This is a genomic window from Peribacillus sp. ACCC06369 (assembly GCF_030348945.1).
Taxonomy (GTDB): domain Bacteria; phylum Bacillota; class Bacilli; order Bacillales; family DSM-1321; genus Peribacillus.
On the sequence record NZ_JAUCEN010000002.1, the window covers coordinates 3,101,963 to 3,128,811 of the forward strand.

General features: G+C 39.8%; 28 protein-coding genes. 4 read left to right on the plus strand and 24 right to left on the minus strand.

Going from position 1 to position 26,849, the window contains the following annotated elements:
• Positions 1-5 precede the first annotated feature (5 nt).
• From QUF78_RS15865 to QUF78_RS15895, 7 genes are all read right to left on the minus strand, one after another.
• Positions 6-269, minus strand: coding sequence for a DUF2535 family protein (locus QUF78_RS15865; protein ID WP_353957914.1), 264 nt, complete (start codon positions 267-269; stop codon positions 6-8).
• A 135-nt stretch (positions 270-404) separates the two neighbouring features.
• A complete protein-coding gene (tatC, locus tag QUF78_RS15870; protein WP_289325423.1) occupies positions 405-1,151 on the minus strand; it encodes a twin-arginine translocase subunit TatC in 747 nt (248 codons plus the stop codon).
• An 86-nt stretch (positions 1,152-1,237) separates the two neighbouring features.
• On the minus strand, positions 1,238-1,429 hold the full coding sequence (gene tatA, locus QUF78_RS15875; protein WP_034307557.1) for a twin-arginine translocase TatA/TatE family subunit: 192 nt from the start codon (positions 1,427-1,429) through the stop codon (positions 1,238-1,240).
• A gap of 193 nt (positions 1,430-1,622) precedes the next feature.
• Positions 1,623-2,891: a threonine ammonia-lyase IlvA gene (gene ilvA, locus QUF78_RS15880; protein ID WP_289325424.1), complete on the minus strand. Its 1,269-nt coding sequence runs from the start codon at positions 2,889-2,891 to the stop codon at positions 1,623-1,625.
• Between the two features lie 150 nt (positions 2,892-3,041).
• Entirely contained in the window at positions 3,042-3,527 is a 486-nt protein-coding gene (locus QUF78_RS15885) for a dihydrofolate reductase (RefSeq protein WP_289325425.1), read from the minus strand.
• A complete protein-coding gene (locus QUF78_RS15890; protein WP_289325426.1) occupies positions 3,524-4,318 on the minus strand; it encodes a thymidylate synthase in 795 nt (264 codons plus the stop codon). The genes QUF78_RS15885 and QUF78_RS15890 overlap by 4 nt, the downstream gene beginning before the upstream one ends.
• Before the next feature lie 57 nt (positions 4,319-4,375).
• Positions 4,376-5,086 (minus strand): anthrax toxin lethal factor-related metalloendopeptidase, encoded by a 711-nt coding sequence (locus QUF78_RS15895; RefSeq protein ID WP_289325427.1) that lies wholly within the window; start codon positions 5,084-5,086, stop codon positions 4,376-4,378.
• A gap of 222 nt (positions 5,087-5,308) precedes the next feature.
• Between QUF78_RS15895 and QUF78_RS15900 the strand changes: the two genes are divergently transcribed.
• Entirely contained in the window at positions 5,309-5,551 is a 243-nt protein-coding gene (locus QUF78_RS15900; protein WP_289316028.1) for a hypothetical protein, read from the plus strand.
• Positions 5,552-5,984: 433 nt separating this feature from the next.
• Here QUF78_RS15900 and QUF78_RS15905 read toward each other — a convergent pair whose 3' ends face one another.
• From QUF78_RS15905 to QUF78_RS15920, 4 genes are all read right to left on the minus strand, one after another.
• A complete protein-coding gene (locus QUF78_RS15905; RefSeq protein ID WP_289325428.1) occupies positions 5,985-6,512 on the minus strand; it encodes a dihydrofolate reductase family protein in 528 nt (175 codons plus the stop codon).
• A gap of 421 nt (positions 6,513-6,933) precedes the next feature.
• On the minus strand, positions 6,934-7,179 hold the full coding sequence (locus QUF78_RS15910; RefSeq protein WP_289325429.1) for a hypothetical protein: 246 nt from the start codon (positions 7,177-7,179) through the stop codon (positions 6,934-6,936).
• 152 nt (positions 7,180-7,331) lie between these two features.
• A complete protein-coding gene (locus QUF78_RS15915; RefSeq protein WP_289325430.1) occupies positions 7,332-8,102 on the minus strand; it encodes a TerC family protein in 771 nt (256 codons plus the stop codon).
• Between the two features lie 199 nt (positions 8,103-8,301).
• Positions 8,302-8,919, minus strand: coding sequence for a YpjP family protein (locus QUF78_RS15920; RefSeq protein ID WP_289325431.1), 618 nt, complete (start codon positions 8,917-8,919; stop codon positions 8,302-8,304).
• A gap of 444 nt (positions 8,920-9,363) precedes the next feature.
• Here QUF78_RS15920 and ggt point away from each other — a divergent pair, with 444 nt between their 5' ends.
• Entirely contained in the window at positions 9,364-11,052 is a 1,689-nt protein-coding gene (gene ggt / locus QUF78_RS15925) for a gamma-glutamyltransferase (RefSeq protein WP_289325432.1), read from the plus strand.
• On the opposite strand, the gene QUF78_RS15930 is transcribed toward ggt, so the two are convergent.
• The 9 genes from QUF78_RS15930 to QUF78_RS15970 form a co-directional block, all read right to left on the minus strand.
• The gene (locus QUF78_RS15930; protein ID WP_289325433.1) at positions 11,040-11,831 is read right to left on the minus strand and encodes a class I SAM-dependent methyltransferase; all 792 of its coding nucleotides are present in this window, start codon (positions 11,829-11,831) and stop codon (positions 11,040-11,042) included. The genes ggt and QUF78_RS15930 overlap by 13 nt on opposite strands.
• 67 nt (positions 11,832-11,898) lie before the next feature.
• Positions 11,899-12,336, minus strand: a complete 438-nt coding sequence (locus tag QUF78_RS15935; RefSeq protein ID WP_289325434.1) for a BrxA/BrxB family bacilliredoxin — start codon at positions 12,334-12,336, stop codon at positions 11,899-11,901.
• Positions 12,337-12,543: 207 nt separating this feature from the next.
• Positions 12,544-14,229 (minus strand): dihydroxy-acid dehydratase, encoded by a 1,686-nt coding sequence (gene ilvD / locus QUF78_RS15940; RefSeq protein ID WP_289325435.1) that lies wholly within the window; start codon positions 14,227-14,229, stop codon positions 12,544-12,546.
• A 289-nt stretch (positions 14,230-14,518) separates the two neighbouring features.
• Complete coding sequence (locus QUF78_RS15945) at positions 14,519-15,655, minus strand: conserved virulence factor C family protein (RefSeq protein ID WP_289325436.1); 1,137 nt, start codon at positions 15,653-15,655, stop codon at positions 14,519-14,521.
• Positions 15,656-15,784: 129 nt separating this feature from the next.
• The gene (locus tag QUF78_RS15950; RefSeq protein ID WP_289325437.1) at positions 15,785-17,662 is read right to left on the minus strand and encodes an ABC-F family ATP-binding cassette domain-containing protein; all 1,878 of its coding nucleotides are present in this window, start codon (positions 17,660-17,662) and stop codon (positions 15,785-15,787) included.
• Positions 17,659-18,303, minus strand: a complete 645-nt coding sequence (locus QUF78_RS15955) for an HD domain-containing protein (protein ID WP_289325438.1) — start codon at positions 18,301-18,303, stop codon at positions 17,659-17,661. Before QUF78_RS15955 ends, QUF78_RS15950 begins: the two co-directional genes overlap by 4 nt.
• A 53-nt stretch (positions 18,304-18,356) precedes the next feature.
• Entirely contained in the window at positions 18,357-19,202 is an 846-nt protein-coding gene (locus tag QUF78_RS15960; RefSeq protein WP_289325439.1) for a DegV family protein, read from the minus strand.
• 149 nt (positions 19,203-19,351) lie between these two features.
• Positions 19,352-19,828, minus strand: a complete 477-nt coding sequence (locus QUF78_RS15965; RefSeq protein ID WP_289325440.1) for a glutathione peroxidase — start codon at positions 19,826-19,828, stop codon at positions 19,352-19,354.
• Between the two features lie 79 nt (positions 19,829-19,907).
• A complete protein-coding gene (locus QUF78_RS15970) occupies positions 19,908-20,441 on the minus strand; it encodes a hypothetical protein (RefSeq protein ID WP_289325441.1) in 534 nt (177 codons plus the stop codon).
• Positions 20,442-20,610: 169 nt separating this feature from the next.
• On the opposite strand from QUF78_RS15970, the gene metA reads away from it, so the two are divergent.
• A complete protein-coding gene (metA, locus tag QUF78_RS15975) occupies positions 20,611-21,519 on the plus strand; it encodes a homoserine O-acetyltransferase MetA (protein WP_289325442.1) in 909 nt (302 codons plus the stop codon).
• A 106-nt stretch (positions 21,520-21,625) separates the two neighbouring features.
• Here metA and QUF78_RS15980 read toward each other — a convergent pair whose 3' ends face one another.
• The 4 genes from QUF78_RS15980 to QUF78_RS15995 all read right to left on the minus strand — a co-directional run bounded on the left by QUF78_RS15980 (position 21,626) and on the right by QUF78_RS15995 (position 25,972).
• Positions 21,626-22,321: an AIM24 family protein gene (locus QUF78_RS15980; RefSeq protein ID WP_289325443.1), complete on the minus strand. Its 696-nt coding sequence runs from the start codon at positions 22,319-22,321 to the stop codon at positions 21,626-21,628.
• Positions 22,321-23,016 (minus strand): class I SAM-dependent methyltransferase, encoded by a 696-nt coding sequence (locus QUF78_RS15985; protein WP_289325444.1) that lies wholly within the window; start codon positions 23,014-23,016, stop codon positions 22,321-22,323. Before QUF78_RS15985 ends, QUF78_RS15980 begins: the two co-directional genes overlap by 1 nt.
• Positions 23,017-23,266: 250 nt before the next feature.
• Entirely contained in the window at positions 23,267-23,695 is a 429-nt protein-coding gene (gene mntR, locus QUF78_RS15990) for a transcriptional regulator MntR (protein ID WP_289325445.1), read from the minus strand.
• 102 nt (positions 23,696-23,797) lie between these two features.
• Positions 23,798-25,972, minus strand: a complete 2,175-nt coding sequence (locus tag QUF78_RS15995) for a DNA topoisomerase III (RefSeq protein WP_289327332.1) — start codon at positions 25,970-25,972, stop codon at positions 23,798-23,800.
• Positions 25,973-26,290: 318 nt separating this feature from the next.
• Between QUF78_RS15995 and QUF78_RS16000 the strand changes: the two genes are divergently transcribed.
• Entirely contained in the window at positions 26,291-26,695 is a 405-nt protein-coding gene (locus QUF78_RS16000; RefSeq protein ID WP_289325446.1) for a hypothetical protein, read from the plus strand.
• The last annotated feature ends 154 nt before the right edge of the window (positions 26,696-26,849 follow it).

Here is a 26,849-nt window from a genome sequence, read left to right on the forward strand (position 1 = left end):
CCGCATTAAGCATTATTGAGTAAGCTTCCAAAAAAAATCTTGTTATAAACGGGCCATTTGAGTACGGATGCTAAATAATGCTTAAATGAGTAATTTTCTTTATGATCTTTATTAGCAAAAACTTTCTTTACAAATATTTCCAAACGCGCGGTCAACATAAAAAAATTCGGATCACTAGGCAATAAGACAGGTATTTCTGAAATTGTGACCTTATGTCCAAAACAATCTTTGAATTCCAAGCATTTGAACATCAAAATATCAATCCTCATTTTTAACCGATTGCTTACATTATACACAATAAATCAAAAAGTATAAATATTCAAATGTATAAAAAAATGGACAAATCACGCTCGACTTACATTACAAAAAACCCATAATGGCAAAATGCCATCATGGGTCCCCTGTTATAAACCTTCCTCGTAGCTGCCTTCCCGCAAACTTTCACGCTTCACCCTTCGTTTATAGACGACTTTAGATAATGAAATGCTGATTTCGTATAATAACAGCAGTGGAACCATTACCATAAAGTCGGACATAAAGTCAGGCGGCGTAATCGATATCGCAATGACAACCAGTACAAAGTATGCATACTTCCTTAACTTTTGAAGCACATAAGGATTAATTATACCAATGGAGGTCAAAAACATGGTAACGACCGGAAGCTCGAATAAAACGGCAAAAGGTATCGTCATATTAAATAGGAATGAAAAGTACTTATCCGCTGTAAAACTGGTTATGAACATCCCATCGCCCAATTCAATCAAAAATTGAAGAATGGTCGGGAAGATGACAAAATAACCAAAAGCAAGCCCTCCGATAAAAAGCAAGAAAAGTGCTGGAATATAGGCAAGGGTCGCTCTTACTTCATTTGGCATCAAGGCGGGTTTAACGAATAACCATATTTGCAGAGCAATTATCGGTATCGTTGCCGCAATGGCTACGACGCCTGAAAGCATAAAGTAAATCCAGATAATATCACTTGGTCCCAATACCATCAGGTCAAAATCGAGATCCTTCACGAACCAATTATAAATCTCTTCAACATAAATAAAACTGGCGATAAAAAAGATGAAAAAAGCAACAGCAGTAATGATGAGCCGTTTTCTCAATTCATCGAGATGATCGATGATATTTAATTCTTTATCTTCCAAAGTTGATCACGCCTTCATCTGAAAATCCGTATCTTTGTTCCAGCATAAAGGCGCAAGACGATTACATCTTACGCCCAGCATTTCAATCATTCATGATTTTTTTGTTGTAATTTCTTATCTTCTTCATAATCACCTTTTGTTAAGTCACTCGTGGACTTTTTAAATTCACGAAGTGTCTGTCCAAAAGCACGGCCAATTTCTGGAAGTTTCTTCGGACCAAAGATAATTAATGCCAATATTAAGATGAGAATCAGACCAGGTACTCCAATGTTCGACATGGATACATCCCCTTTGGTGTTGTAATTAGACCTACTACGATTATAATACCATTTCCAACCAATTGAAAGGGAACTGGCAATTCGTCATAGAATGGTAACAATTTTCGACAGTATGGCCGTAACGACTGTGCCGGCAGAATAAAATGTAAAAACATAGGTATTATTCTATCCTAATTTAACATTTTGTCCATGATTAAATCAATAAATGAAATAAATTACTGTCTTTATTGACCTCAACGAAAGAGAATCCTTTTTTGTTCATCCTTTGAATGAGCCCTTGATAATCATTTTTATCCTTTAGCTCTACACCAACCAGGGCCGGCCCGCTTTCTTTATTGTTTTTCTTCGTATATTCAAATCGGCTTATATCGTCATTCGGTCCTAACACCTCATCAAGGAATTCCCTTAAAGCCCCAGCGCGTTGCGGGAAATTCACGATAAAATAATAAAGCAGTCCTTCATATAATAAGGATTTCTCCTTAATTTCCTGCATACGACCAATGTCGTTATTCCCTCCACTGACCATGCAAACAACCGTTTTGCCTTTGATTTGTTCTTTGTACAAATCCAAAGCGGCTACAGAAATGGCCCCTGCCGGCTCAGCGACAATTGCATGCTGATTATATAAATCGAGAATCGTCGTGCAGATCTGCCCTGAAGGAACGACAACGATATCTTCCAGGTTTTCCTTACAGAGCTGATATGTCATCTGTCCTACACACTTGACAGCTGCTCCGTCAACAAATGTATCTATGCTTTCAAGTTCAGAAACTTTTCCTTCCTTGAAGGAGTATTCCATCGATGCAGCCCCAAGCGGCTCCACGCCAATGCATTTCGTTTTTGGTGAAACCGATTTGAAATAACTTGATACTCCGGCCATTAAACCGCCACCGCCGATAGCGGCAAATACATAATCAATTCCATCTTCACAATCATTCAGGATTTCTACAGCCGTTGTTCCTTGCCCGGCGATTACCTTTTCATCGTCAAATGGATGGATAAAGGAACGCTCTTCTTTTTCACAGCATTCCATCGCCATGGCAAATGCATCATCGAATGTATCTCCGATTAGGATGATTTCCACATTATCCCGACCAAATAACTGAACTTGATCGACTTTTTGCCTTGGTGTTGTAGCAGGCATATAAATTTTCCCGTGGATTCCTAATTGACTGCAAGAAAAAGCAACTCCCTGTGCATGGTTACCTGCACTGGCACAAACGACTCCATTCTTCGTCTCTTCCTCGGTCAAGCTTTTCATTTTATAGTAAGCTCCTCTTAATTTAAAGGAACGTACATGTTGAAGGTCCTCGCGTTTTAAATATACATTACATTCATATTTTTCAGAGAGCCTCTGATTTTTTTGTAAAGGAGTATGTAAAACGATTTCTTTCAGTTCTCTGTAGGCAATTAGAATATCTTCCAATTGAATCCCCCTATTCATGGATGCTGTCTGGTTCATATCAATCCCTCATTCCTTCCTAATCAATTCAATCATTATAGCACTTTACTGTTATTAATGTAATTGATTTTTCTAAAAATTCTATCTTTTGTTCATTCCATACCAAAAAAAATCCGATTATGGTTATTTCCCCATAATCGGATTAGTCATTTATTTTTTTTGTAGAATAATAAAATCATGTGCATATCGATTTTTTTCATCGATGCTGCCTGGGTTTGAGGAAATTTTATCCCATTCATTTTCATCAATCACGGGAAAGAAAGTATCACCTTCAAAGGTTTCATGAATTTCCGTTATATACAGGCGGTCGGTAACAGGAAGGATTTCCTTGAAGATTTCGGCTCCGCCAATCACGAAGACTTCCTCAACACTATTATCTGCAAACGTTTTGATTTGTGTAATATCATGTAATACTACGCAACCTTCCGCTTTAAAATCCTGATTTCGGGTAACGATGACATTTTCACGGCCAGGCAGTACCCTGCCGATTGATTCAAATGTTTTTCTGCCCATGACGATTGGATGCCCCATCGTCACCTTTTTAAAATACTGCAAATCGGCCGGTAGATGCCATGGCAGTTTATTGTCTTTCCCGATCACACGATTTTGATCCATGGCCACTATCAACGATATCATATGCTAACCTCTCCTTTTATATGGGGATGGGCTTCGTAATTTTCCAAAACGAAATCCTCGAAGCTAAAATCAAAGATATTTTTCACTTCCGGATTTATTTTCATGATTGGCAATGGTTTCGGTTCACGAGTCAACTGCAGTTCCACTTGTTCAAGGTGGTTAGAGTAGATGTGGACATCCCCAAAAGTATGTACAAATTCGCCAACTTCCAAATCACACACCTGCGCGATCATCATCGTTAGGAGCGCATACGAAGCAATATTAAAAGGAACACCTAAAAAGACGTCCGCTGAACGTTGATATAGCTGGCACGAAAGCTTGCCATCAGCCACATAGAATTGAAAGAAAGCATGGCAAGGCGGCAATGCCATTTCGTCCAGTTCCCCAACATTCCAAGCACTCACTATCAGCCTTCTTGAATTGGGATTCGTTTTGATTTGTTCGATCAATTCACTGATCTGGTCGATTTGCCGTCCATCAGCCGCTCCCCAAGAACGCCATTGATGACCATAAACCGGACCTAATTCTCCCTTTTCATCAGCCCATTCATTCCATATGCGTACGGAATTTTCCTGAAGGTAGCCAACATTTGTATCACCCTTCAAAAACCATAATAGTTCATGGATAATCGCTTTTAAACTAACCTTTTTCGTTGTAAGGACAGGGAACCCATCTTTTAAATTAAATCTCATTTGATATCCGAATGTACTGATCGTCCCTGTTCCCGTACGGTCACCTTTTTGAGTGCCATTCTCGAGTACATGCTTACATAAATCTAAATATTGCTTCATGATAAACCACCTTTTCTACTTTCATTCTCCTTATTTTAACGTATTATAGCCCAATGTTTAATCTAATTGTTTAATAAAATTATAAGTCTCGGGTGCTTTTTTTCTAAGTAATTGATTTTGTTCGAAGTTTACATAAAACATCGCAAACGTTTCTGCAAAGTATTCTTCAGGATAATTGGAAAAATACGACTGTCCAGGAAACAGTCCTCCCACTTCCTTGCCCCAAATCTTCAAATAATCCATGTCTTCACGGATACCATCATAAACTATATTATCAATGGAATGCCCTAGCTCATGCAGTTCCAAATTAATGGAGCCATGCCCGTTACCCTTGTCACTTGCTCCGATTTTAACCAATACGGTATGAGATCCGCCCATCCCAGGTACATCATCCCAAGTTGTTTCTTTATTCAAATAACCACGGGGGGATTTTCCCTTTAATTTAGCCGCAGATTGATTTTCTGTTAAATTACCATTAAATAGTTTGACCCTCACACCTCTGTCAGCAGTCTTCACTAAAAGGGAATGCGGCAGTTTGTCAATGGTTCCAACAATTTTCAGTGCTTCCTTTTCATTGTATTCCCCTTCTGGAAATAAAAATATTCTTTGTAATTCTTTATTATCATTAAAAATATCTGCTTGACTTAAAAGGTTATCTTTGGGCAAATTCCGCCATTTTACCCCTTCATCCTTTGCTAGGGAATAGGAGAGCATCGAGAGGAAAAAGGCAAATAATGCAAGAACGGTTAACCATTTTTTACTTTTCACAATCTTCTCTCCTTTCAATCATTTCTCATTATCGTCAAGAAATATATGTATTTTTAAATCTATAAATCTTCAACACTATTATATTAGTATAACATATTGATTTAATGTAAAAACTCTATGTTTTTTTGGTAATTTTGGTTCCAGCCCTTCCTTAAAAGAACCATTGTTCCGCTCTTTTCATATATCAACAGTATATAATCGTAAAAGGTTTAAGGTGATTGCATGGAAACCAATAATAAAAACGCCAGCTTGAATGAGCACCGTGAACTTGCTGAAGAAGTCCTTGATATTTACAGTTTAAAAGTGTTCATCATTCTCGACCTTTTTTTGTTCTCCATTTTCTTTGGCATATTGCTGCATCCGTTACTCCCTTCTCTCTGGCTTAACATTTTATTGCCTTTGATTTTCTTCACTACATTTACCGCCCTTCTTCAATTACTTGATATTCTCCAAAAAAAAAGCTGACATCATATTTGATGTCAGCACAGACTGTATGCATCTCGATGAAAATCGAGTTTGCCTACAGTTTTTTTTATGGGTGTACAATTTAGACGTTGAATTCCGCTCAAGGCACTCGCTTTCCGCGGGCGGTCCGGGAGCCTCCTCGGCGCCTTTGCGCCTGCGGGGTCTCTCCTGGACGCGCTTTTCCCGCAGGAGTCTCGCACCTTCCGCTCCAATCAACTTTGTTTTAACTTTTAGATAGAACTCTTTTGTCTACTAACTGAAGCACCGTTCTTCAAACTGTGCTCTTCCTCATATTTATCTTTATTAACTAATTGTACTAAAGCTCACCGTTAGTTATATAAACATCCATTAATTTTTCGAACGATTTTCAGTAAAAAGTGTAATTGAAAAGGTAAAAATCTTTCCCTACTAAAAAAGGGAAAGATGATGAAAATTATTTTTTTATATAATGAAGCATAGCAAGTTGACCTAATTTTTCCACTTTGGTTAATGTGTATTTTAGGGTAATATCATCTCCGATATAAAGGGAGATTCCTTTCCCCAAAATAATGGGTGCAATGGCTAGTTGGAATTCATCAATTAAATTTTCTTTAAAAAATTCACGAGCTAAGTTTCCTCCACCAATTAACCATATATCTTTACCAGGCTTTTGTTTTACATTTTTAATGAAAGTTTTGACATCTTCATCAATAAATGAAGCATATTCATCTGATCCACTAACAGATTTAGAAAATACATAATTTTTATAATCACAATAAGGATAATCCATATCAAATCCACGAATGACATCATAAGTTCCTTTTCCCATAACAACAGTGTCAATTCTTTCCAGAATTGAATTGTAGCCAGAATCTCCTTCTACTTCTGTTGATTCTAACCACTCTAATGTACCATCATCATTTGCAATATAGCCATCAATTGAAGTACCAATGTATAAAATAATGTTACGCTGTTTTTCCATCAACCAACTGATCCCCCTCCCTCGGAACATAAACTTGATATTTCATCATATAAACCATCTTGTAATTCCATTGATACTTCCTCAGGTAAGATACCACTCTTTACAAGGTTAATTCTTCACTAAATTTAATTCTCCTTCTTTCACTAACCTCCGTCGTTAGTTGAAGAGGAAAAAGGAATTCCATTGATAAAACAATGAGCTATTTTTTTTGAAGAATTTTATATAAATGGAGACTAATCGTTTATAAATTATACCTTCCCAAGAATACACCTTATCGGAAATTTTTAAACGCTGAGCAGGGGTTTCCTTTGTTTCACCTGACTAAAATGGTTTGCAGAAGTTATAATATGTTCTATATTGTAATAGGTCCGCGAGGTCGGACCGCCCGCAGAAAGCGAGTGTCCCTACTTTCCAACCAACTTCAGATATCCGCACCCTTTCCGCCGACTGTCTGTCTGCCAATATCCCCCTCGCCGTAAGCATTTAGCGGAGGGCTCGGCAGGAGTGTCGCAAATATCTTCAATCTAGGAAGGGTTTCATCCCCCATATAAAACAGTAAAAAACATGATAAAAACTCGAGGATTAAAGTCACCGCATTTTTATTCGCAAAACCCCAAAAAAACATGGCATGCGGTGGGACGACTTTAAAGGACTTTAAAATGGACATGGAAAGATCAAGGAATGGTAAAAGTCGAAATTTGAGAGGTCTAATTAAAAGAATAACAAAAAAAGTCGAAAGGGGTTTGGGATGATAACGTTCCGAATCCTTTTGTCAACAAAAAGCTGACATCATTTTTGTGTCAGCTTTTTACATAGTGCTCAACCATGTTCTTTGAGCTTTTTCCCTTTCTTCAAATGAAATACGATCGTGGTGCCGAAAATCATCAAGATAAAGGCAAAAAAGATCGTAGAAGGGATTTCGATCCCTGCAACGGCAATTAGCATTTTTATAGCAATGAACCCGATAAGCACATATGCGGCAGTTTCCAATTCAGGAACCTTGTCTATCAATTTTAAAAATAAACCTGCGACTCCCCGCATCATCAAGACACCAATCATCCCGCCGGTCAGAAGGACCCAGACTTTTTCACTCACCCCGAAAGCGGCCAAGACACTATCGACGGAAAATGCTATATCCATCAATTCCACTGCCGCAACCGTTCCCCATAATGTACCAAACATACGGATCAGTATGCTGTTTTTACTCATTCCCTGGATATCTTCATCGGTCCCCGCTTGTTTTTTCCTTTTATCCCGAAAGTATTTAAACGAGAGCCAACCAAGATAGGCTGCTCCAATCACCTTCACCCACCAAAGCTTAATGAGGAAAACACCGATTCCAATCGCTATAAACCTAAAAGCGTAAGCACCTAATAATCCATAAAAAAGTGCTTTTTTCCGTTGTTTTTCCGGAAGATGCCTGACCATTACAGCTAATACCAAAGCGTTATCCGCCGATAGTAATCCTTCCATTAATACAAGCGTTCCTATCAATCCCCAGCTCACAGGGTCGGATAAAACCTCCACCCACATATGCCAATCAAAAAATTGAGCATATGTTTGAATGATGTTATTTAACAACTCTGACATGATAAAGACTCCCCTGCTACTATTACAGCAAAATTAGAAAACCATTTAAAATAACATTCTTCCCAGTAATGATAAAAACTCTACTATGTTTTAAACACAAAATAAATACGTTGCATGACAACGTATCATTTAATGCCTATTAGAAATTTCATTTTCATCATACGCTTACACTTAATTAAAATCAACGAAACCATCCACACTATGAGAGCCTTTGTTTATTCGTCCACTCTGGCGGCGTATTTTTATCCCAATATATTTTCCCTATATCATAATGGGAGGCAAATGAATCATGGTAGGTATGATAGTGAAAATTGAACCAATAACCATCCAGTGGAGGATTTTCCTGCCTTACATGGAATCTGATGATATCCTTGCCGCTATATGAATCATAAATATGAAAAATTTTCTCGGCCCTGCCAGCACTCGGCTGCTCAGTAATGGTTAATTGCTGTAATTTTTCATCTGGAAATTGGGCAGCCATTTCTGTAATGGCTTCTTCCATTTTTGGTAATATTACCATTTTGAACTCATCGCCTATTTTAGGATTGATCTTATCGCCAAATTTCATAAATGCGTTTTCCTCTGCTTTATTGAATATGCCCGATAAAAATTCTTCCCGGTTGAATTCCTCTTCAGGTTCAGTCGGTTTCTGTGAAGAAAGATAGGCTAACCCTTCTTCATCCACCAACCCTTTTTTAGTATCCTTTAACGAATCGGCTTCAGCAAGCCACGCCAGATCTGAAGGAGTGACAAGACCAAACGTTAAAACGGATACTAAAATGACCAGACTTTTCCTGAACCAAACCGCTGCTTTCAAATCACACTCCCCCTCCTTTTTTGTATTATCATTATATTTAGTATACTTTTATTTTTTAGTAATTACGAATATATAGTTACCATGTTTCAAAAATCAAAAAAAAGGATAAATACCTATATAAACTTTATGAACCCGAACTTTTTCACTAAATATCAACAATTCTACAATTAAATGAAGGATTTTGACGATATTTGGAGAACTTAATTAGATTCAAGTCTTTTTAAGGAGGGGTCTTATATGGCTTTGGCTACGACTGCCATGGTGGCTTTATGTCTTGTAACATTAGCATTTTTCGTATATTTAGCATTTGCTGATTAAGAATAAATAAATACCTACGAAAAATCTCCTTGTCATTTATACACAATGACAAGGTTTTCTTTTCACATAATCACATAAAGCCTTACCTTCTGGCAGATAAAAGGACTGAATACTGGAGGAATCATTATGGAAAACACCAATGAACACACTAAAGATAAAGATTACAAGCGGGAAACAGCTACAGGGAACGCCGGAATGGTCGTTACCGCTCATCCCGTAGCCACTTCCATTGGGGAAAAAATATTACGTGAAGGTGGAAATGCTGTCGATGCGGCGGTCGCCATCCAATTTGCCCTGAATATTGTAGAACCCATGATGACTGGAATCGGCGGAAGTGGTTTCCTTATGGTATATAACGCTAAAGATAAGAAAACAAAAATATTCGATGGCCATGTTAGAGCACCTAAAGCAGCGCATCGAGACATGTTTCTTGATGAAAAAGGGGAAGTCATCCCATTTAAAGAACGCTCGATCAAAGCTACAGCGGTTGGAATTCCTGGAATACTGAAAGCTATGGATGAAGCACTCTCCGAATATGGAAGCAAGCCTTTAGCTGACCTCATCGAGCCATCCATTGAATTTGCAGAAAAAGGAGTTCCCGTCAATTGGGTCCTTTGCGATGCTCTTAAAAATTTTGAATATCGATTGGGCGAGGAAGCCCGTAAGTTCTTCATGCCAAACGGAAAACCCTATCAAGATGGCGAATTGCTGATAAAAGAAAATTTGGCGAATACCTATCGGATATTGCAACGTGAAGGCGTTTCCGCATTTTATGATGGTGAAATCGGAGAGGGCATCATTTCCTGTATACAGGAATTGGGAGGGTTCATGGAGCTTTCTGATTTACAGGATTATAAAGCAACGATTGATGAACCAATGTATGGGACTTATAAGGATTATCGAATTGCATCATCCATGGCCCCAAGTGCAGGCGGATTCACGGTCATTCAAATCCTGAAAATATTGGAGAGCTTCCAAATCGAACAATATGACGTCCGTTCTTGGGAAAAATATTACTTGATTGCAGAAGCGATGCGTCTTGCATTTACAGATAAAAAGGCATTTCTCGCTGATCCCGAATTTGCCGAATTGCCATTAGCGGGTCTACTGCATGATGAATATATAGCCAAACGCCGCTCATTCATTAATTTCAATGCAAGGAATAATGCCATTGACTTCGGAAACCCTTGGATATATGATTCCGTGAAACAAAGGGAAGTCATTCCGCAACCAAATGACGAAGATATCAGTGAAACGACACACTTCACGGTCCGTGACAGATGGGGTAATATTGCAGCTTGCACTTCTACAGTTGAACATCCATTCGGCTCAGGCATCATGGTTTCCGACTATGGTTTCATGTTGAATAATGAACTGACTGATTTCGATTCCATTCCTGGGGGCATGAATGAAGTGCAGCCCAATAAACGCCCTGTCAGCTGTAAAAGCCCGACCATCATCTTTAAAGACGGCGAGCCGATTTTGACGTTAGGATCACCTGGAGGACCAACCATCATCAGTTCAGTCGTCCAAACGATCATCAATGTACTCGATTTAAAAATGGACTTGAAAGCAGCCATTGAAGAACCTAGAATTTTCACACCAATGGGCCCCCATATTGAATGGGAAGCAGGAATGGATATGACCAGCAAAGGTCACTTAGAAGGAATGGGCTTTGCCTTTAATGAAGTTCCCCACTCTATAGGGAATGTCCAAGCCATTCAAATTAATCCTGATGGTTCGAACTATGGTGCTGCCGATTCAAGCAGGGAAGGTTGTGCAATGGGATTAGACGAGACAGATTATAAATCCTGATCAAGAATGGAAATGAAGCCAAAATGAAATTTGGATGTTTTTCTCTTTAATACCTCAAATTCAAATTCCTCAAAGCGGGAGCTGCGAAAATGGTCTTTCAACACGACTCTCTTTCGCGCAACCCGCTTGGCTTCTTTCATTATTTCCATCGATAAATCTTTATCTTCCGCAAAATGAGTCAACCCCCTGATTCCATTCGATTCCTGAATCGTTTCCTCAAACATGGGATCGAAATATACGACATCAAAATGATCATCCGGCAATGCTTTCAATATATCGTAATGATCCGCTTGAATGACCTCTATTCGTCTCATCGCTTGTATCATCTTTTCCTCTGCATTCTCCCAGGTCTTCATCCCATGTTCCACGAGCATGGCCAAATATTGATTTCCCTCCAATGCAACAACCTGTCCATGTTCACCAACTGCGAAACTTGCGACAATCGCATCAGAGCCCAAGCCCAATGTACAATCAAGCACAGAATCCCCCTCATTTATATCTCCGGCAATGAGAAATGGATCACTTTCGCCACGAATTAATCGTTTTATTCTTATCATTGCAAGGTTCGGGTGAAAAAAGAATGGTTCTTTTTCTTGGTACCGATATAACTCCATCCGCTTTTTACCAAAAACGAGGCAATCATCTTCATCATGATCCGATTGGATATCTCTCACCGATCGTTTTCTTCGGGCAATATAGGGAATATGTAATTCTTCAGCTAACCTTTCGGCTAATATCATCGTTTCTTTATCGACTCTTCCTACTGTAGTGACAAACATGAATCCTCCCCCTCCATACTCTATTAAATTTGAAAAGAATGCCCTGTTTCCAGGACATTCTACTTCATCACTTATTCACTTGACTGAATGCTGCCAATAAATTTTCCATAATGGCTTCCATTGGCTGTCCTTCTATATCATGGCGCGGAATGAAATGTAAGACCTCTTTGCCCTTTAGGAGAGCCATTGATGGTGAAGAAGGTTCTATTCCATCGAAGTATTCCCGCATTTTAGCTGTCGCTTCCTTATCTTGACCGGCAAATACAGTTACCAGATGATCAGGCTTATTGTCTGCTTGAAGTACGGCTTGAGTAGCAGCTGGACGGGCTAACCCGGCAGCACAACCACAAACTGAATTCACAACCACAAGTGTCGTACCTTCTACGGCATCCATAAAGTTTTCAACCGCTTCGGCTGATTCCAACTCCTCAAAACCTGCTTGCACCAGTTCCGCACGCATTGGTTTTACCATTTGTTTCATATATTCATCATATGCCATCGACATAAAAAAACCCCCTTGGTTAAAATTCTTCAATTAGTTTAATCATACTATATTCTTAAGTACTTATGCAAAAATGACGCTTAGAGCGTTGTATATTCGTCCTTCCAGCATAATGGGTCATAATCAAAGAAGATTCATTTTCGCTGCAAAAAAAAAACATGGTGACAGAATCCGTTTCATTCTGCCACCATATTTTAGTATTTCCTTTAATTAAACTTTCATCACTCCGCCTGAGCTGGCATTCGTCACAAGTTTGGAATAACGTGCTAAATAGCCTGTTCTAACTTTTGATTCGAAGCCTTTCCAATTTGCTTTGCGCTTTTCGAATTCTTCATCGGAAATTTCCAATTCGATTTTACGATTTTCCAAATCCAACTCGATGATATCTCCATCTTCCACAAAGGCGATTGGGCCTCCCTCAGCTGCCTCGGGGGATATATGGCCAATGCTGATGCCTCGAGATGCGCCTGAAAAGCGGCCATCAGTAATCAAACCGACTTTGGCTCCAAGTCCCCTTCCGACGATTTGGGAAGTCGGTGCCAACATTTCCGGCATACCCGGCCCTCCTTTAGGTCCTTCGTAACGAATGACCACTACATTCCCTTCCTTAACTTTTCCAGTAATGATTCCGGAAAGTGCATCTTCCTGGGAATCGAAACAAATCGCAGGACCCCTGTGGTAGCCACCAACTGATTCGTCAACGGCACCCACTTTTATGATGGAGCCTTGAGGTGCAAGGTTACCGAACAATACCGCCAGCCCTCCACGCTCAGAATGCGGATTATCTAACGGATGGATAACATCCTTGTCCAAAATTTCACAACCGGCAACATTTTCGCGGAGCGTTTTACCTGAAACGGAAAGGCAGTCTCCGTTAAAGGCACCTGGTTTTTTGAGTAACTCATTAATGACGGCACTTACACCACCAGCATTATGTACATCTTCAATATGATAATCGGATGCCGGTGCAATTTTCGCTAGATGCGGTACGCGGTTAGCTATTTCATTTATGCGTTCCATTGGATATTCAAAACCTGCTTCATGTGCCAATGCAAGTGTATGCAGTACAGTGTTAGTTGATCCGCCCATCGCCATATCCAATGCAAATGCGTTATCAATTGCATCAATCGTAACGATATCACGAGGCTTGATATCCAGTTTGATTATCTCCATCAATTGTTTAGCGGATTTCTTGACGAATTCTTTACGTTCATCTGCTACCGCCAAAATCGTTCCATTTCCCGGAAGCGCAAGTCCTAAGCCTTCTGCCAAACAGTTCATGGAGTTTGCAGTGAACATTCCTGAACAAGAACCACAAGTAGGGCATGCAACTTGCTCGATTTCCTGTAAATCTTCTGCATTGATATTACCTGCTTGATAAGCGCCCACCCCTTCAAAAACGGATGTTAATGAAAGAGACTTACCGTTTTTGTCTTTTCCTGCCTTCATCGGTCCGCCACTTACGAATATTGTAGGAATATTGACGCGAAGAGCTGCCATCATCATTCCCGGCGTTATCTTGTCACAGTTTGGAATGCAAACCATACCGTCAAACCAATGTGCAGATACAACAGTTTCCACGGAATCCGCGATGATTTCACGGCTTGGCAAAGAATAGCGCATACCAATATGACCCATCGCAATTCCATCGTCTACCCCGATCGTATTAAATTCGAAAGGCACACCGCCTGCTTCCCGAATCGCTTCCTTCACTATTTTTCCGAATTCCTGAAGGTGGACATGACCTGGAACGATATCGATGTATGAATTACAAACCGCGATAAACGGTTTACCGAAATCTTCTTCTTTAACCCCTGCTGCCCGCAACAGGCTTCTATGTGGAGCTCGATCGACCCCTTTTGTAATCATGTCACTTCTCATATTTGATGTAGACATTTGTTGTACCCCCAATTTCCACTAAATGTTTAATGATTCAATATAATATAATTTTTAGTATACTCTAAAAATTCTAACATATTTACATTCAAATGCAACCATTCAACACTAAATATCTACAAAAATTATTTTACTAAAATAATAGAGAACAGATTTATATCTTAAAAAACTTCTATATATCGAAAAATTGGCCATTTTAAATGTTTTTGGGTTCGACCTGAGGGAACTCAAAAATAAAAAGGCATGCGGATTAAATCATCCGCATGCCTTTTGCCTGGGTTATTCCAAATCACTTGTCATTCGTTTGCCTTGATTCTGTCATTTGCTTCCAAACCGAACCTTTCGCTTCTTCCCCATTTTCAATACGATCAATGGCCATCTTGACCTGAAGGGCCACTTCGAATTCAGGATCCTGTTCCGCTTGCTTTAGATAAGGGAGGGTCGTTTCATTTCCCGCTTCGTATAAAAACATCGCCGCCCTCCACCTTACCAACTTATTTTTATCTGAAAGTGATTGTGACATTTCCCCCATCGCTTCTTCAAACCCTAGATCGGATAAACAGTCACCAGCCGTACGTCTTACGGCTGCACTTTTATCTTTCAAAGCTTTGTACAAGCTCGGAAGCACTTTTCTATCTTCGATCATACCCAAGTATACAACCGCGAGCCTTCGAATGGAGACTTTACTGTCGGAGAGTGCCATGTCCAATACTGGAATATCATCCACTGTTGGATCTTCCATTTGTTCTAAAGCCTGATATCGCTTTTCCCAGCTTTCGTCATTCAGCATTTCTGCAGTCAGTTTAATTTTTGGCCGTTTCAAGAATGTTTCTTTTGTATCCACCATTTCTTTAGCAGCAGCTACAAGCCGATTAATTCGTTCTTCTGGATATGCTGCAATCAGCTCATCCGATACTTCCTTCACGATATCTTCCATATCACCATATCTTACGCCATAATCCTTCCATTTTCGAAGCAGGACTACATTATCATCTTCTTTTTGGGCAGCGGCAATGCCCTTTATGAAATATTCCGGTAAGGCAAAACGTTTCTCGTGTTGGCTATCACTTGCTTTAATTTGCATCGGAATGCCTTTGAATTGTTGAATGGCAACGGCTACTTCACCGTAATGTTCATTTAAAACCGTTTGTTGACTTTGTTCTTCGGTTTTTTCCCCGAAGACCTGACGGATTTGGACCAAGATATCTTTCCAATCATATTTCGCATTGCGCTCAACCGCTAAGAAATCCGCAACATGATATACCCCTTTCACCCCATCAATCTTAAATAAATCTTTAATCAGCTGCGGTGCCTGTTCAGCTTGATCCTTCTTATAGTTATTACTTTTACCTGCTAATAACTCTTCAGTTAAATTGATTTTCATTGTATTCGGACTTGGTGTAGGTTCTATTGATTTAATTTTCAATCCATTTCTCTCCTTTTACAAGACGTTTCCATGTACTAGATATTATCACAACGGCAACAGATTCTCATGCAATTGAGATTGGCTAAAAAAAAGACCGGTCCAAGTTTGCTCCCTTGGACCAGTCCCCGCTCATTCCTCTTCCAATTTTTCCGCTAAATACGTCCATCTTTCCAAAAAATGCTCTAATTTATCCGTTAGTTCCTTTTCTTCTTCAAGCAGCAGGCGGACTTTTTCAAAATCACTTCCCGCTGCTGACATTTCTGACGTGATGTCTTTCAGACGCAGCTCGACCCGTTCCATGTTCCCTTCTATCTCTTCCCATTCCTTACTTTCCGCATAGGTTAGTTTTTTCTTTTTCTTTTCCGTGCGGTTAATCTGAGGTTCTGGTGTTTTCACTGGTACGGCCTCTTCCGTCTTTTCTTCCAAGAACTCCGAGTAATTACCGTAATAGAAATCAATTTCACCTTTATTCTTGAAAACAAGAAGCTGATGGCACGTTTTATCCAAGAAATACCTATCATGTGATACGGTAATGACTACACCTGAAAACGTTTCTAAATAATCCTCCAGAACGGTCAAGGTTTGCGTGTCCAAATCATTCGTCGGTTCATCCAAAAGCAGGACATTAGGCGCCGACATTAATATGTTAAGGAGATATAAACGCCTTTTCTCCCCACCGGAAAGCTTGCGAATTGGCGTCCCATGCGATCCCATTGGAAACAGGAACCTTTCAAGCATCTGCGCAGCCGAAATGAAACTACCATCTTTAAGGGCGATTGAATCCGCCGTTTCGCGAATATACTCTATCATGCGCAAATTCTCATCCATATCGACGCTTTCTTGCGTATAGTAGCCTATTTTCACGGTTTGCCCTTTTTCCAGGATTCCTTCATCTATAGATTCCCGTCCCGCCAGGATATTTAACAAGGTTGACTTACCACTGCCATTATTACCAACGATCCCAATTCGATCACCTGGTTTGAAGAGGAAGGAAAAATGGTTGATGATGGTTTGATCCCCGAAAGATTTAGTTACATCCTGCATCTCCAGTACCTTTTTCCCAAGACGGGCACCGCTTAATTCCATTTCCAGGTTCTCGGTTTTCTGCTTATCCTTTACACCGGATTCCAATGTTTCGAAGCGTTGGATCCTGGCCTTTTGTTTCGTTGTCCGGGCCTTTGCACCTTTTCGGATCCAGGCCAGTTCCTTTTTAAATAGACTTTCTTTTTTCGTTCTTTCGGTCGATTCGTTCTCTTCACGAATGGCCCTTGATTCTAAATAGTCAGCATAGTTCCCTTTGTATTCAAAAAGCTGCGTTTGGGCAATTTCCCAAATCTTATTGGAAACCCGATCAAGGAAATAACGATCATGGGTTACGAATAAGACGGACTTTTGATATTTCCCCAAATATTCTTCAAGCCATGTAATGCTTTCGAAATCGAGATGGTTCGTAGGCTCATCCAAAATCAGTAAATCAGGGGTCTCAATCAAGGTTTTTGCCAAGGCCGCACGTTTTTTTTGGCCACCTGACAGTTCCCCCAATTTCCTTGAGTGATCGGGAAGGCCCAGCTTGGTCAGTATCGTTCTGGCATTGGCACTTGTATCCCAGGCGCCAAGCGTGTCCATATCCTGTTGCTGTTTTAACAAACGGTCCTGTATTGCACTATTCTGTGGATCTACCTGGAGTTGGACGAGCGTCTTTTCATACTCCTTGATCAATGAAAATACAGGAGTTGAGCTTTCGTACATATATTCCATGATCGTCAATTTCTCATCAAAATGCGGATCTTGGGATAGATAGGAAATCGTGTAATCATTCGGATGATCCTTCGTTCCTAAATCACTGTCTTCCAATCCTGCAATGATATTCAATAATGTTGATTTACCGGTGCCGTTTATGCCAACGATCCCGATTTTTTCCCCTTCGGTAATGGAAAAAGATACATCTTTAAATAGAAGTTTTTCCCCTTGGGTTTTCATTACATGTTCCATGCTAAAAACTTTCATAATCGTACATCCCATTCCTTTTTAAATTCCTCTAAAAATCTAACCATATATTCATGCCTTTCACTTGCAATCCTCTTGGCTGTGCAAGTATTGAGCATATCTTGCAAACGTAATAATTTTTCATAAAAGTGATGAACGGAAGAGCTTTTACCCGTCCTGTATTCCTTCTTTGTCATGTTTTCCCTGATGGGCAGTGAAGGATCAAACATAAGTTGTCCCTTTTTTCCTCCAAATGCAAATGTCCTGGCTATCCCAATGGCACCAATTGCATCCAAGCGGTCCGCGTCCTGAACAATTTCAGCCTCGATGGAAGGAAGCTTCAACTGCCCGGAACTATATGAAATTGTGTTGATGATTTGTTTAATGGCATCCACACTATCAATATCCAACTTCAGTTCCTGAAACCAAAGATCCAGCTTTCCCCATCCCTCATCAGCTTCCTGGTTTAGTTTATCATCAGGGATATCATGAAGCAGGGCCGCCAATTCAATGATGAACTCATTCCCTTTTCCTTCTTCTTTTGCAATATGTAAAGCCAGCTTACGAACCCGATCGATATGGAACCAATCATGGCCGCTGGCATCTGAATTCAATTGGTCGTATACATACTTCTCCGTTAAATCTATCATCGTTTGTTTCATTTCACCACTCCATGTCCTATCTATTTTACCATGGTTCTCAATAATGTTGTGCTTTAATCTTCATTGAACCAACTGAGTCCAATCGTCTGTTCACCAGTATGCACCCCTATTGCACTACCGAGCGGAGATACATGGGTCAACACATGAGGAAATTCTTCGGAAATCATCTTTTTCCATCTATGTGCCTGCTCCGAAACAGCACCATATAATATGGTGCATTCTTTTACTTTTCCTGCTTCGACTGACCTGCGAAAATCAGTGAAGATCTGTTTTTCCGCTTTTTTAAGGTTCCGAGGTTTAGATTTGGTATGAAGCACACCATTTTCGATTGAAATGATGGGTTTAAAGCTCAATAGGCTTCCTAGAATAAACTGTGCGTTTGTTAACCTGCCGCTGCGATGCAGCTGATCTAAAGAACCTATTAATACATACGTTTCATGATTCTCCGCATATATTCTCGTTTTAGCGAAAGCCTCATTGATGGAATCGCCATTATCAATATAATGCATGAGCCGTTTCAAGATTAATAGCATTGGAAAGGAAATAAGTAAAGTATCAAACACGTCAACGGGGATCGTAACCATTTGTGCAGCTTGCCTGCTCGCGGAAACGGTCCCGCTCAATTCACTTGAAAGGTGTACGGCTATGATTCGATCATAGCGTTTTTCAAGCTCCTTATATAACTCTTGGAATCTGCCGACCGAGGGCTGTGATGTAGTCGCATTCATCTTATCCTCACTCATTCTTCGGTATAATTCCTCAGGTGATAGGTCGACGCCATCTTCATATTCCTTCCCATCGATGATGACGACCATCGGAACGACGTAAACATGCTCATTCAATGCTAATTCTTCGTCTAAAGTTCCCGTACTATCCGTTACCCATGCAATTCGTTCCATGGTTTCCCCCCTCAATTGTGTGTTTACTATTATATTCAACATCCCAACCATCTGTCCCCCTCTAAAAATGGATCCATGCAATAAATATCTTACCTAAAAAAAACGAGCCCAACAGAAACTGCAGCATCCGTTGGACTCGATATCATTCTTCATAATAATTTTTTTAAATCCTCTTCCATTTCCAGGGGTTTTGTTTTAGGTGCATACCGACTGACGATATTTCCATCACGATCAATCAAGAACTTTGTGAAATTCCATTTTATCGATTTGGACCCCATCACTCCAGGAGCATTTTCAGTCAGATAACTGAATAAGGGATGGGCTTCCTTTCCATTGACATTCACTTTTGCAAACATCGGGAATGTTACACCATGATTCAATTTACAGTAAGAATCGATTTCCAGGTCATCACCAGGCTCCTGTTTCAAAAACTGATTACACGGAAAACCAAGCACGGCTAAACCATCCTCTTTATACTGTACATACAGGCTTTGCAAATCATCATACTGTGGTGAAAAACCGCATTTGCTTGCCGTATTCACGATAATCATCACTTTCCCTCTATATTCTTCAAGCGAGATGGTTTCGCCATTGATTTTATTAACTTCAAATTCGTAAATGGACATGTATGATCGCTCCCTTTAGTATGATGATGTCATTTTACCGTATTGAAAGGTACGTTTACCAACTTTTATCCTTTTCCGATCATCCCTGAATCTTCACCGCTTTTATGGATTGTATCAAATACTCTACCATGTCTTCCAAATCATCCATTTGCTCCTCTTTTACAAGCCTGCCAAATGAAACTTTAAATAAAGATGAATGAACGGGTTGCACCTTTTTACTGACCGTTAAGCTTGTCGTCACTGTAATGATTCTCTGATCTCCCCAAATTTTTCCCAGGTCGTTCAAGAATTGTTCAGCATTCACTTCATTAAGCTTTTGGGGAAAAGAAATGAAAATATCGACCGTGCAACCGGAATGCGTATCATCAATGGTGGAATCGAGTAACTCTGCACTTAGATTCCGGAGTGAAGCGTGTATTTCGATGGCACCGCTAATCGAAATGGGTGCCATGGGTTCTTTCAATTCCATCTCGATCTTATATGATCTGGACATGGTTGACAGATTCACCATATCATCACGGTTTATGACCAATATGTCTCCAATGAAGTCACGATCATAGACAGCTCCTTCCAGTACCACTTTCATGTTCTCAAATGCTGTAGGATCAAACAATCTCCATACACCTCTCCAACTTCATAAGTTTATGTATTCATGATCTTCCCATTTTACCATTCGCGATCCATTTCCTTCGAGATTTTCAAGAAATTATTAAAATTGCTTTTCTATTCAATAATTTTCTATATAATAAAAATATTATGATTTTTGGAGAAGGAGGCTAATCATGCCAATCAGAATTCCGGAACAACTGCCAGCTAGGGAAATTTTAGAACAGGAAAATATTTTCGTTATGGATGAGGAAAGAGCTACCAATCAGGAAATCCGTCCATTGAATATATTAATTTTAAACCTTATGCCAGAAAAAGAGAAAACAGAGGCTCAGTTACTGCGCTTTCTTGGCAATACTCCCATTCAAGTAAACATATCATTCCTGCGCCTAAGCACACATGAATCAAAAAACACGAGTAAATTTCATTTAGACCAATTTTATAAATCATTTACTGATATTCGCACAAAGAAATATGACGGCTTGATCATTACAGGCGCCCCAGTCGAAAAACTGGAATTTTCAGACGTTAATTATTGGGAAGAACTGCAGAATATCATGAATTGGTCAAACGAAAATGTAACATCCACCCTACATATCTGTTGGGGAGCCCAAGCAGCCCTGTACCATCATTACGGAATAGGCAAACACGAACTGCCAGAGAAATGCTTCGGCATATATACTCATGAGGTACTTGAACCAAATGAAAATCTAGTCCGCGGATTCGATGATTATTTTATGGCCCCTCATTCACGCCATACGGATATTGACTATCAAAAATTAGTTAACCATCCAGAATTGAAGGTTCTGGCACAGTCCGATCAAGCTGGGGTATTGATGGCTGCTTCTGTTGATGGAAAAAGAATTATGGTTACCGGCCATTTCGAGTATGATGCCGATACCCTCGGTGAAGAATACAAACGCGATAGGGAGCGTGGGATCAATACGCAACTCCCTGAAAATTACTTTCCTGATAACGATCCCACCAAGGTACCCCTTCACCGCTGGAAGAGCCATTGCAGCCTGATGTTCTCGAATTGGCTGAACTATTATGTCTACCAATCAACCCCATATGAGTGGGATTGAAAGGGTAAGAAAAAAGAAGCTTTCTATTTAACTAAATAGTTTTTTTGGGCAGCCACTTTCGAATATCATGGGAAACAACCTGAGTTTCTGACTCAGGCTGTTTGTTTCATGATTCCTTATTACCGAAATATACTTCTTCAAAAGGTTGGACGACAACAAAACCTTGGCCTTCGAATTTCATTTGAACGGATTCGCCGCTTCCCCTTCCAAAAAACGACTTTAATGAAACATCCGTTACGAATTCAGGCTGCAATTCCCCTGACCATGCAACTGTTGCATTTGGGTCCGTATAGACTGGATTCCCTGGTTCCACCATTAAAGTAAGTGGCTCATAATGGGATGTGAATGCGACCATTCCTCTCCCCTCGAGCCTTACATTGAATAATCCCCCCGCCAATAACCCGGCAATGCGGCGCATCATTTTTATATCCCATTGAATACCCGGCTCAAAGGCAAGTAAATCATTACCGTTAACACAGATCGATTCACCATTTAACTGTAAAATTGAAATCTTCTTCCCTTGATCAGCGACGTATAGCTTGCCGCTTCCGGTCGCTTTCATCAAGGATGCACCCTCACCCGTCAAGGCTTTTTTGAAAAGTTTACCAAGACCATGCTCCAAGATGCCTTCCCGCTCGAATTTAATATGGCCGCGATAAGAAACCATCGTCCCCATTTTTGCCCATATCTGCTGTTCCAGATTAATTTCCAGAATTCGTTCCGTTTCAAGTTCAAATAAGCCTTGTCCTTTATCCTGCTGTTTCGTCTTTTCAACGAATTGATCGATTTGATACTTCTCCATCACATATCCACCTCTTTTTGAAGGAGGAACAGCCACATGAACGATACAGCTTGCTTTAATTCCTTTGAAAAATGTCCCAGTTTTGTATAGTCCACCCCTCTCTTCGCGACGCCTGTATCAGCCACCGCCTTCCATCCCGTTTCTGTTGCCATTCTTTCAAATTCCCACGGCTGCATTGTATTCATGATGACTTTATCTCCTAACAACCGTTGAAAACTAAAGTTTTTTCGTGGTTCAGCTGTCGGACCAAGTATTCCAAAACAGACATAACCCCCAGGCTTTATTACCCGTTGGATTTCCTTCAACACCGTTAATGGTTCACCCGTATATTCCAGAGAATTAATGACCATTGCCGCATCCATTTCTTCATCCTTGAATGGAAGATTATAAAAATCTCCTTGAAGGAAAGAAAGTTCAGGTTGTTGAGAGGTTTTACCCTTTGCAAATTCAATCATCACATTGGATAAATCAACTCCAGTTACTTCAAATCCCGCTTCGGCCAATTTTAAAGATCCAACTCCATCACCACAGCCTATGTCAGCCACCTTCACTCCCGAAGGTACATATTCAGAAAAGAAAGGAATAATGTTTTTCCGGCTCCCCGTTTCCCACATTTCTTGCGAATTCTTCACCCACATAGGTGCAAAAACATCCCATTCCTTTTCCGACTCTTTATGCCAAGTATGTAAATTCATCAGACATTCCCCCTCTCATTTAACCCCTAATTATCTAAGTACCTGAAATATTCATGGCCATTACAATCCCGGCCCCGTTCACCAAGACAAAAAGTTTTCCCGAATCAAATACTGGGGCTACATTATAGCTATTCTGCTTTCACTTTAAAAATCCTTTTTTCAAAATACTTTTGCACTTTCCCTCACTTGTAACCGTATGTGTAAAATGAAGAACGACCAGGTCAAATAAAAAAAAACTGCCAGCGGCAGCTTATTTTGCATTTTCTTCATTTCTTTTTTGTATCTTTCGTAAATCCTCGACACGGTCAGGAGATTCCTCAAAGAATTCAACCAAGTCTCCAATCCTATCGATGGCATTCCAACTAAGGTGGTGTTCAATCCCCTCAACATCATGATAAATATTTTCTTCCTTGACCCCTATCAACCTTAGCATCTGTTCTAAAAGTTCATGACGGTATACGAGCCTTTTACCAACTTTTTTCCCATTTGCAGTTAAAACGAGACCCCGGTACTTTTCATATATCAAATATTTTTCCTGATCCAGTTTTTGAACCATTTTTGTAACAGAAGATGGGTGGACGGAAAGATTTTCGGCTATATCGGAAACTCTTGCATATCCTTTTTCTTCAATAAGTAAATAAATTTGTTCTATGTAATCCTCCATGCTCGGTGTAGGCATTCGGAATCCTCCCATTCAAACGCATATCTAAAAATTTTACTATATTAACGGCCCCGAAACAAGAAGATATCGTCTCAGGGCGCCTTTAAATGATGTTTCTTCTCAAGTTTGGTTGACGTTTTGTTCTGTCGGGAATGTAAAACTGATCTTTTTTTCAGAGTCGGACCAGGATAATATGGCATCAAAAGTCTTTTCTCCTTTTTTAAAACCACTTATCAAATCCGTTTCACCGTTCGCCAACAGCTTTTTTATATTTGCTTGACTGATTTTCTTATTTAGGATTTTTTTGGAGATAGTAAAATTACACTTGGTTTTTTGATAACTTACACATCCATAGAATTCCCCTTTATCGACAATCTTAGAACCGCATAGTTTACAGCTGCCCACAGATGCTGAGCTTTTCCTTTTAGGGCCGCTCCGTTGAATCGACTCGGTGTCCAGCCCTTGAAAATCCCAGCTTTCCGATGATTCCACGGCATCACTGATTATTTTTGCTGACATCTTCTTAACAGCTTCCATAAAGCCGCCGGCTGAAGCCTTCCCTTCACCAATTTCCCTTAAACGCTGTTCCCATTTGGCCGTCATTTCAGGTGAAGCCAGGATTTTCTCCCCGATGGCAGTAATCAGCACTTTCCCTTTATCAGTCGCAAACACCTGATTTTTTTTGACATCAATGTATTTACGATCTTTCAGCATGGTAATGATCCCAGCTCGAGTCGCTTCCGTTCCGAGGCCCTCGGTTTTCATCAGCACCTTTTCTAGCTCCTCATTATCCAGATGCTTTCCGGCAGTTTTCATCAATGTGATCAACTGACCTTCTGTATAGCGCTTAGGAGGCTGTGTTTTTCCTTCTTTCACCTTTATATTGGCGACCTTTCCGGTATCCCCTTTTGAAACGGACGGCAAAATGATATCATCATCATCCTTGTCATTTTGGAAAATCACTTTGCGCCATCCCTCTTGGATCTGTTGCTTGCCTTTTGAAATGAATTCGGCACGCTTATCGACAAGCGTTTTAATGGTGGTGTAATCGAAAATGGCTTTCTCATAATGAGCAGCAATCAACCGGCGTACCACCAAGTCATAAATATTCCGTTCTTCAGCGGAAAGCCGCTTTGGGTCGGTTACCTGCTCCGTCGGAATAATTGCATAGTGATCAGTCACTTTTTTTTCATTTACAAACCGTTTATTATTCATGATGTTCGGTTGTGGCAAAGGAAACAGGGACTCATATTCTGAAAATCCACTTAGTTTTTGCAATATATCGGGAAATGTTTCGGCTTCCCCCTCCGTAACATAATTGGAATCTGAACGTGGATAAGAAACGATCCCTTTTTGATATAAACTTTGTACAATATCGAGAGTCTGTTTCGGTGAATATTTATATATCTTGTTTACTGTAGCCTGCAATGACGATAGATTAAATAGCAAAGGTGGCTGAAATTCTTTTCTTTCTGTGTCCATCTCTGCAATTTCTGCTTCTTTACCCTTGCAAAAAGCGGCAATTTTATCAGCAAGTTCTTTTGTCTTGATTCTGGGATCATTGTTCTGCTGCCATTTCCCCTGATACTTTTTACCATCCATCTTGAAGTCAGCGAACACTTCCCAGAACGGTTCAGACTTGAATTGCTCAATTTCCATTTCCCGCTTCACTATCAAAGCGAGAGTAGGTGTCTGAACCCTACCAGCTGAAAACACATCCGAAACGCCCCTTTGTTTCAATAAAATACTATACGCTCTCGATGCATTCATTCCCACAACCCAATCCGCACAAGCTCTCGTATACGCTTCATAATAGAGCGGCCTGGTTTTTTCCTCGCTCTTCAGATTTTGGAATCCCTCATAAATCGCTTTTGGGGTCAAAGAGGAAATCCATAAACGTTTCATCGGCTTATTGACATTGCATAGATTGACGATATTGCGTACAATCAATTCTCCTTCACGCCCGGCATCACCTGCATGAATTATTTCATCGACATCCGGTTTCCTAAGCAATGTCTTCACAACATTGAATTGCTTTGCCTTTTGCCGGGTCACTTCATATTGAAATTTCTCCGGAATCATCGGCAACGTTTCCATCGACCATTTCTTCCATTTTGAATGATAGGTTTCCGGGGAAACGAGTTGACATAAATGCCCGACGGCCCAAGTTACATAAGCTCCATCGGGAAAAAGTTCATTCGGCATGATTTCTATATAGCCTTGCTGTTTCTTCGTTTTAAATTGAGCTGCTAACGTTGAACCTTGATCTGGTTTCTCCGCAATGATTAGCTTCATGATCATCTTCACCTAATCCGTTACAAAATATCTTTCCCTATCATTATACCTTAATTATTACAATCGGCTAGATATGACTTCGTTTTAACGGAACTGTTCCAAGAAAGCATGAAATAATTAACTTTATTACAGTGAAGAGTGGAGATGAAAAAATCCGTCCAGATATAGGCAGATTAATAGGCAAAAACTCCGGATTTTGGGGGAATCGGAGTATGTACAAAACAATGCAATATTAAATCTGCGTTCATTACTTTTCACTGTTTAGATGAAGAAATTAGTTGGATTGCAACACAGTTAATTATTGACCCTAACAGCCCCTTGTATAATAACGGAACGTTAATTGGCAAAAGAACTAAAGAAAAGCATATTACTTTACAAAATGTATATAACTTTCTTTTGTTATTAATTAAAAATACAAAGATAGCCGAATTACTCAAGGAAAAAATACATAATATAACTCTTACTTATTTTAATTGTATAAAAGAGTTGTTACCTGTTGTAACTCAAATAGTCTGTTTAAATGCTTTAACTATAGCCGGCAATAAAATTATTCCTTCAAATTATAATTTTGTTTCTAACCAGTTAAACATTAAAGAAGTAAATAAAAGAATAAGCAGTATAAAGATATTTGATTGGTCTAGTGAAGGAACATTGAAATATTTAAAAGGTGCTAGTGGTTCTAAACTCTTAGCTGAAGACATCATTGCATCTGTAGAAAAATAATTCTTGAATTCCCCATTTGCAAATATTAAAATGGCCGAAAAATCAAATTGTCCATTTTAACATAATTCACCATTGAACCTGGGACGATTCTTGCTGAACAATCCTATTTGAAGTCCATCCGATTTAACCTAGAAACATTTCGCGCAACTAACCT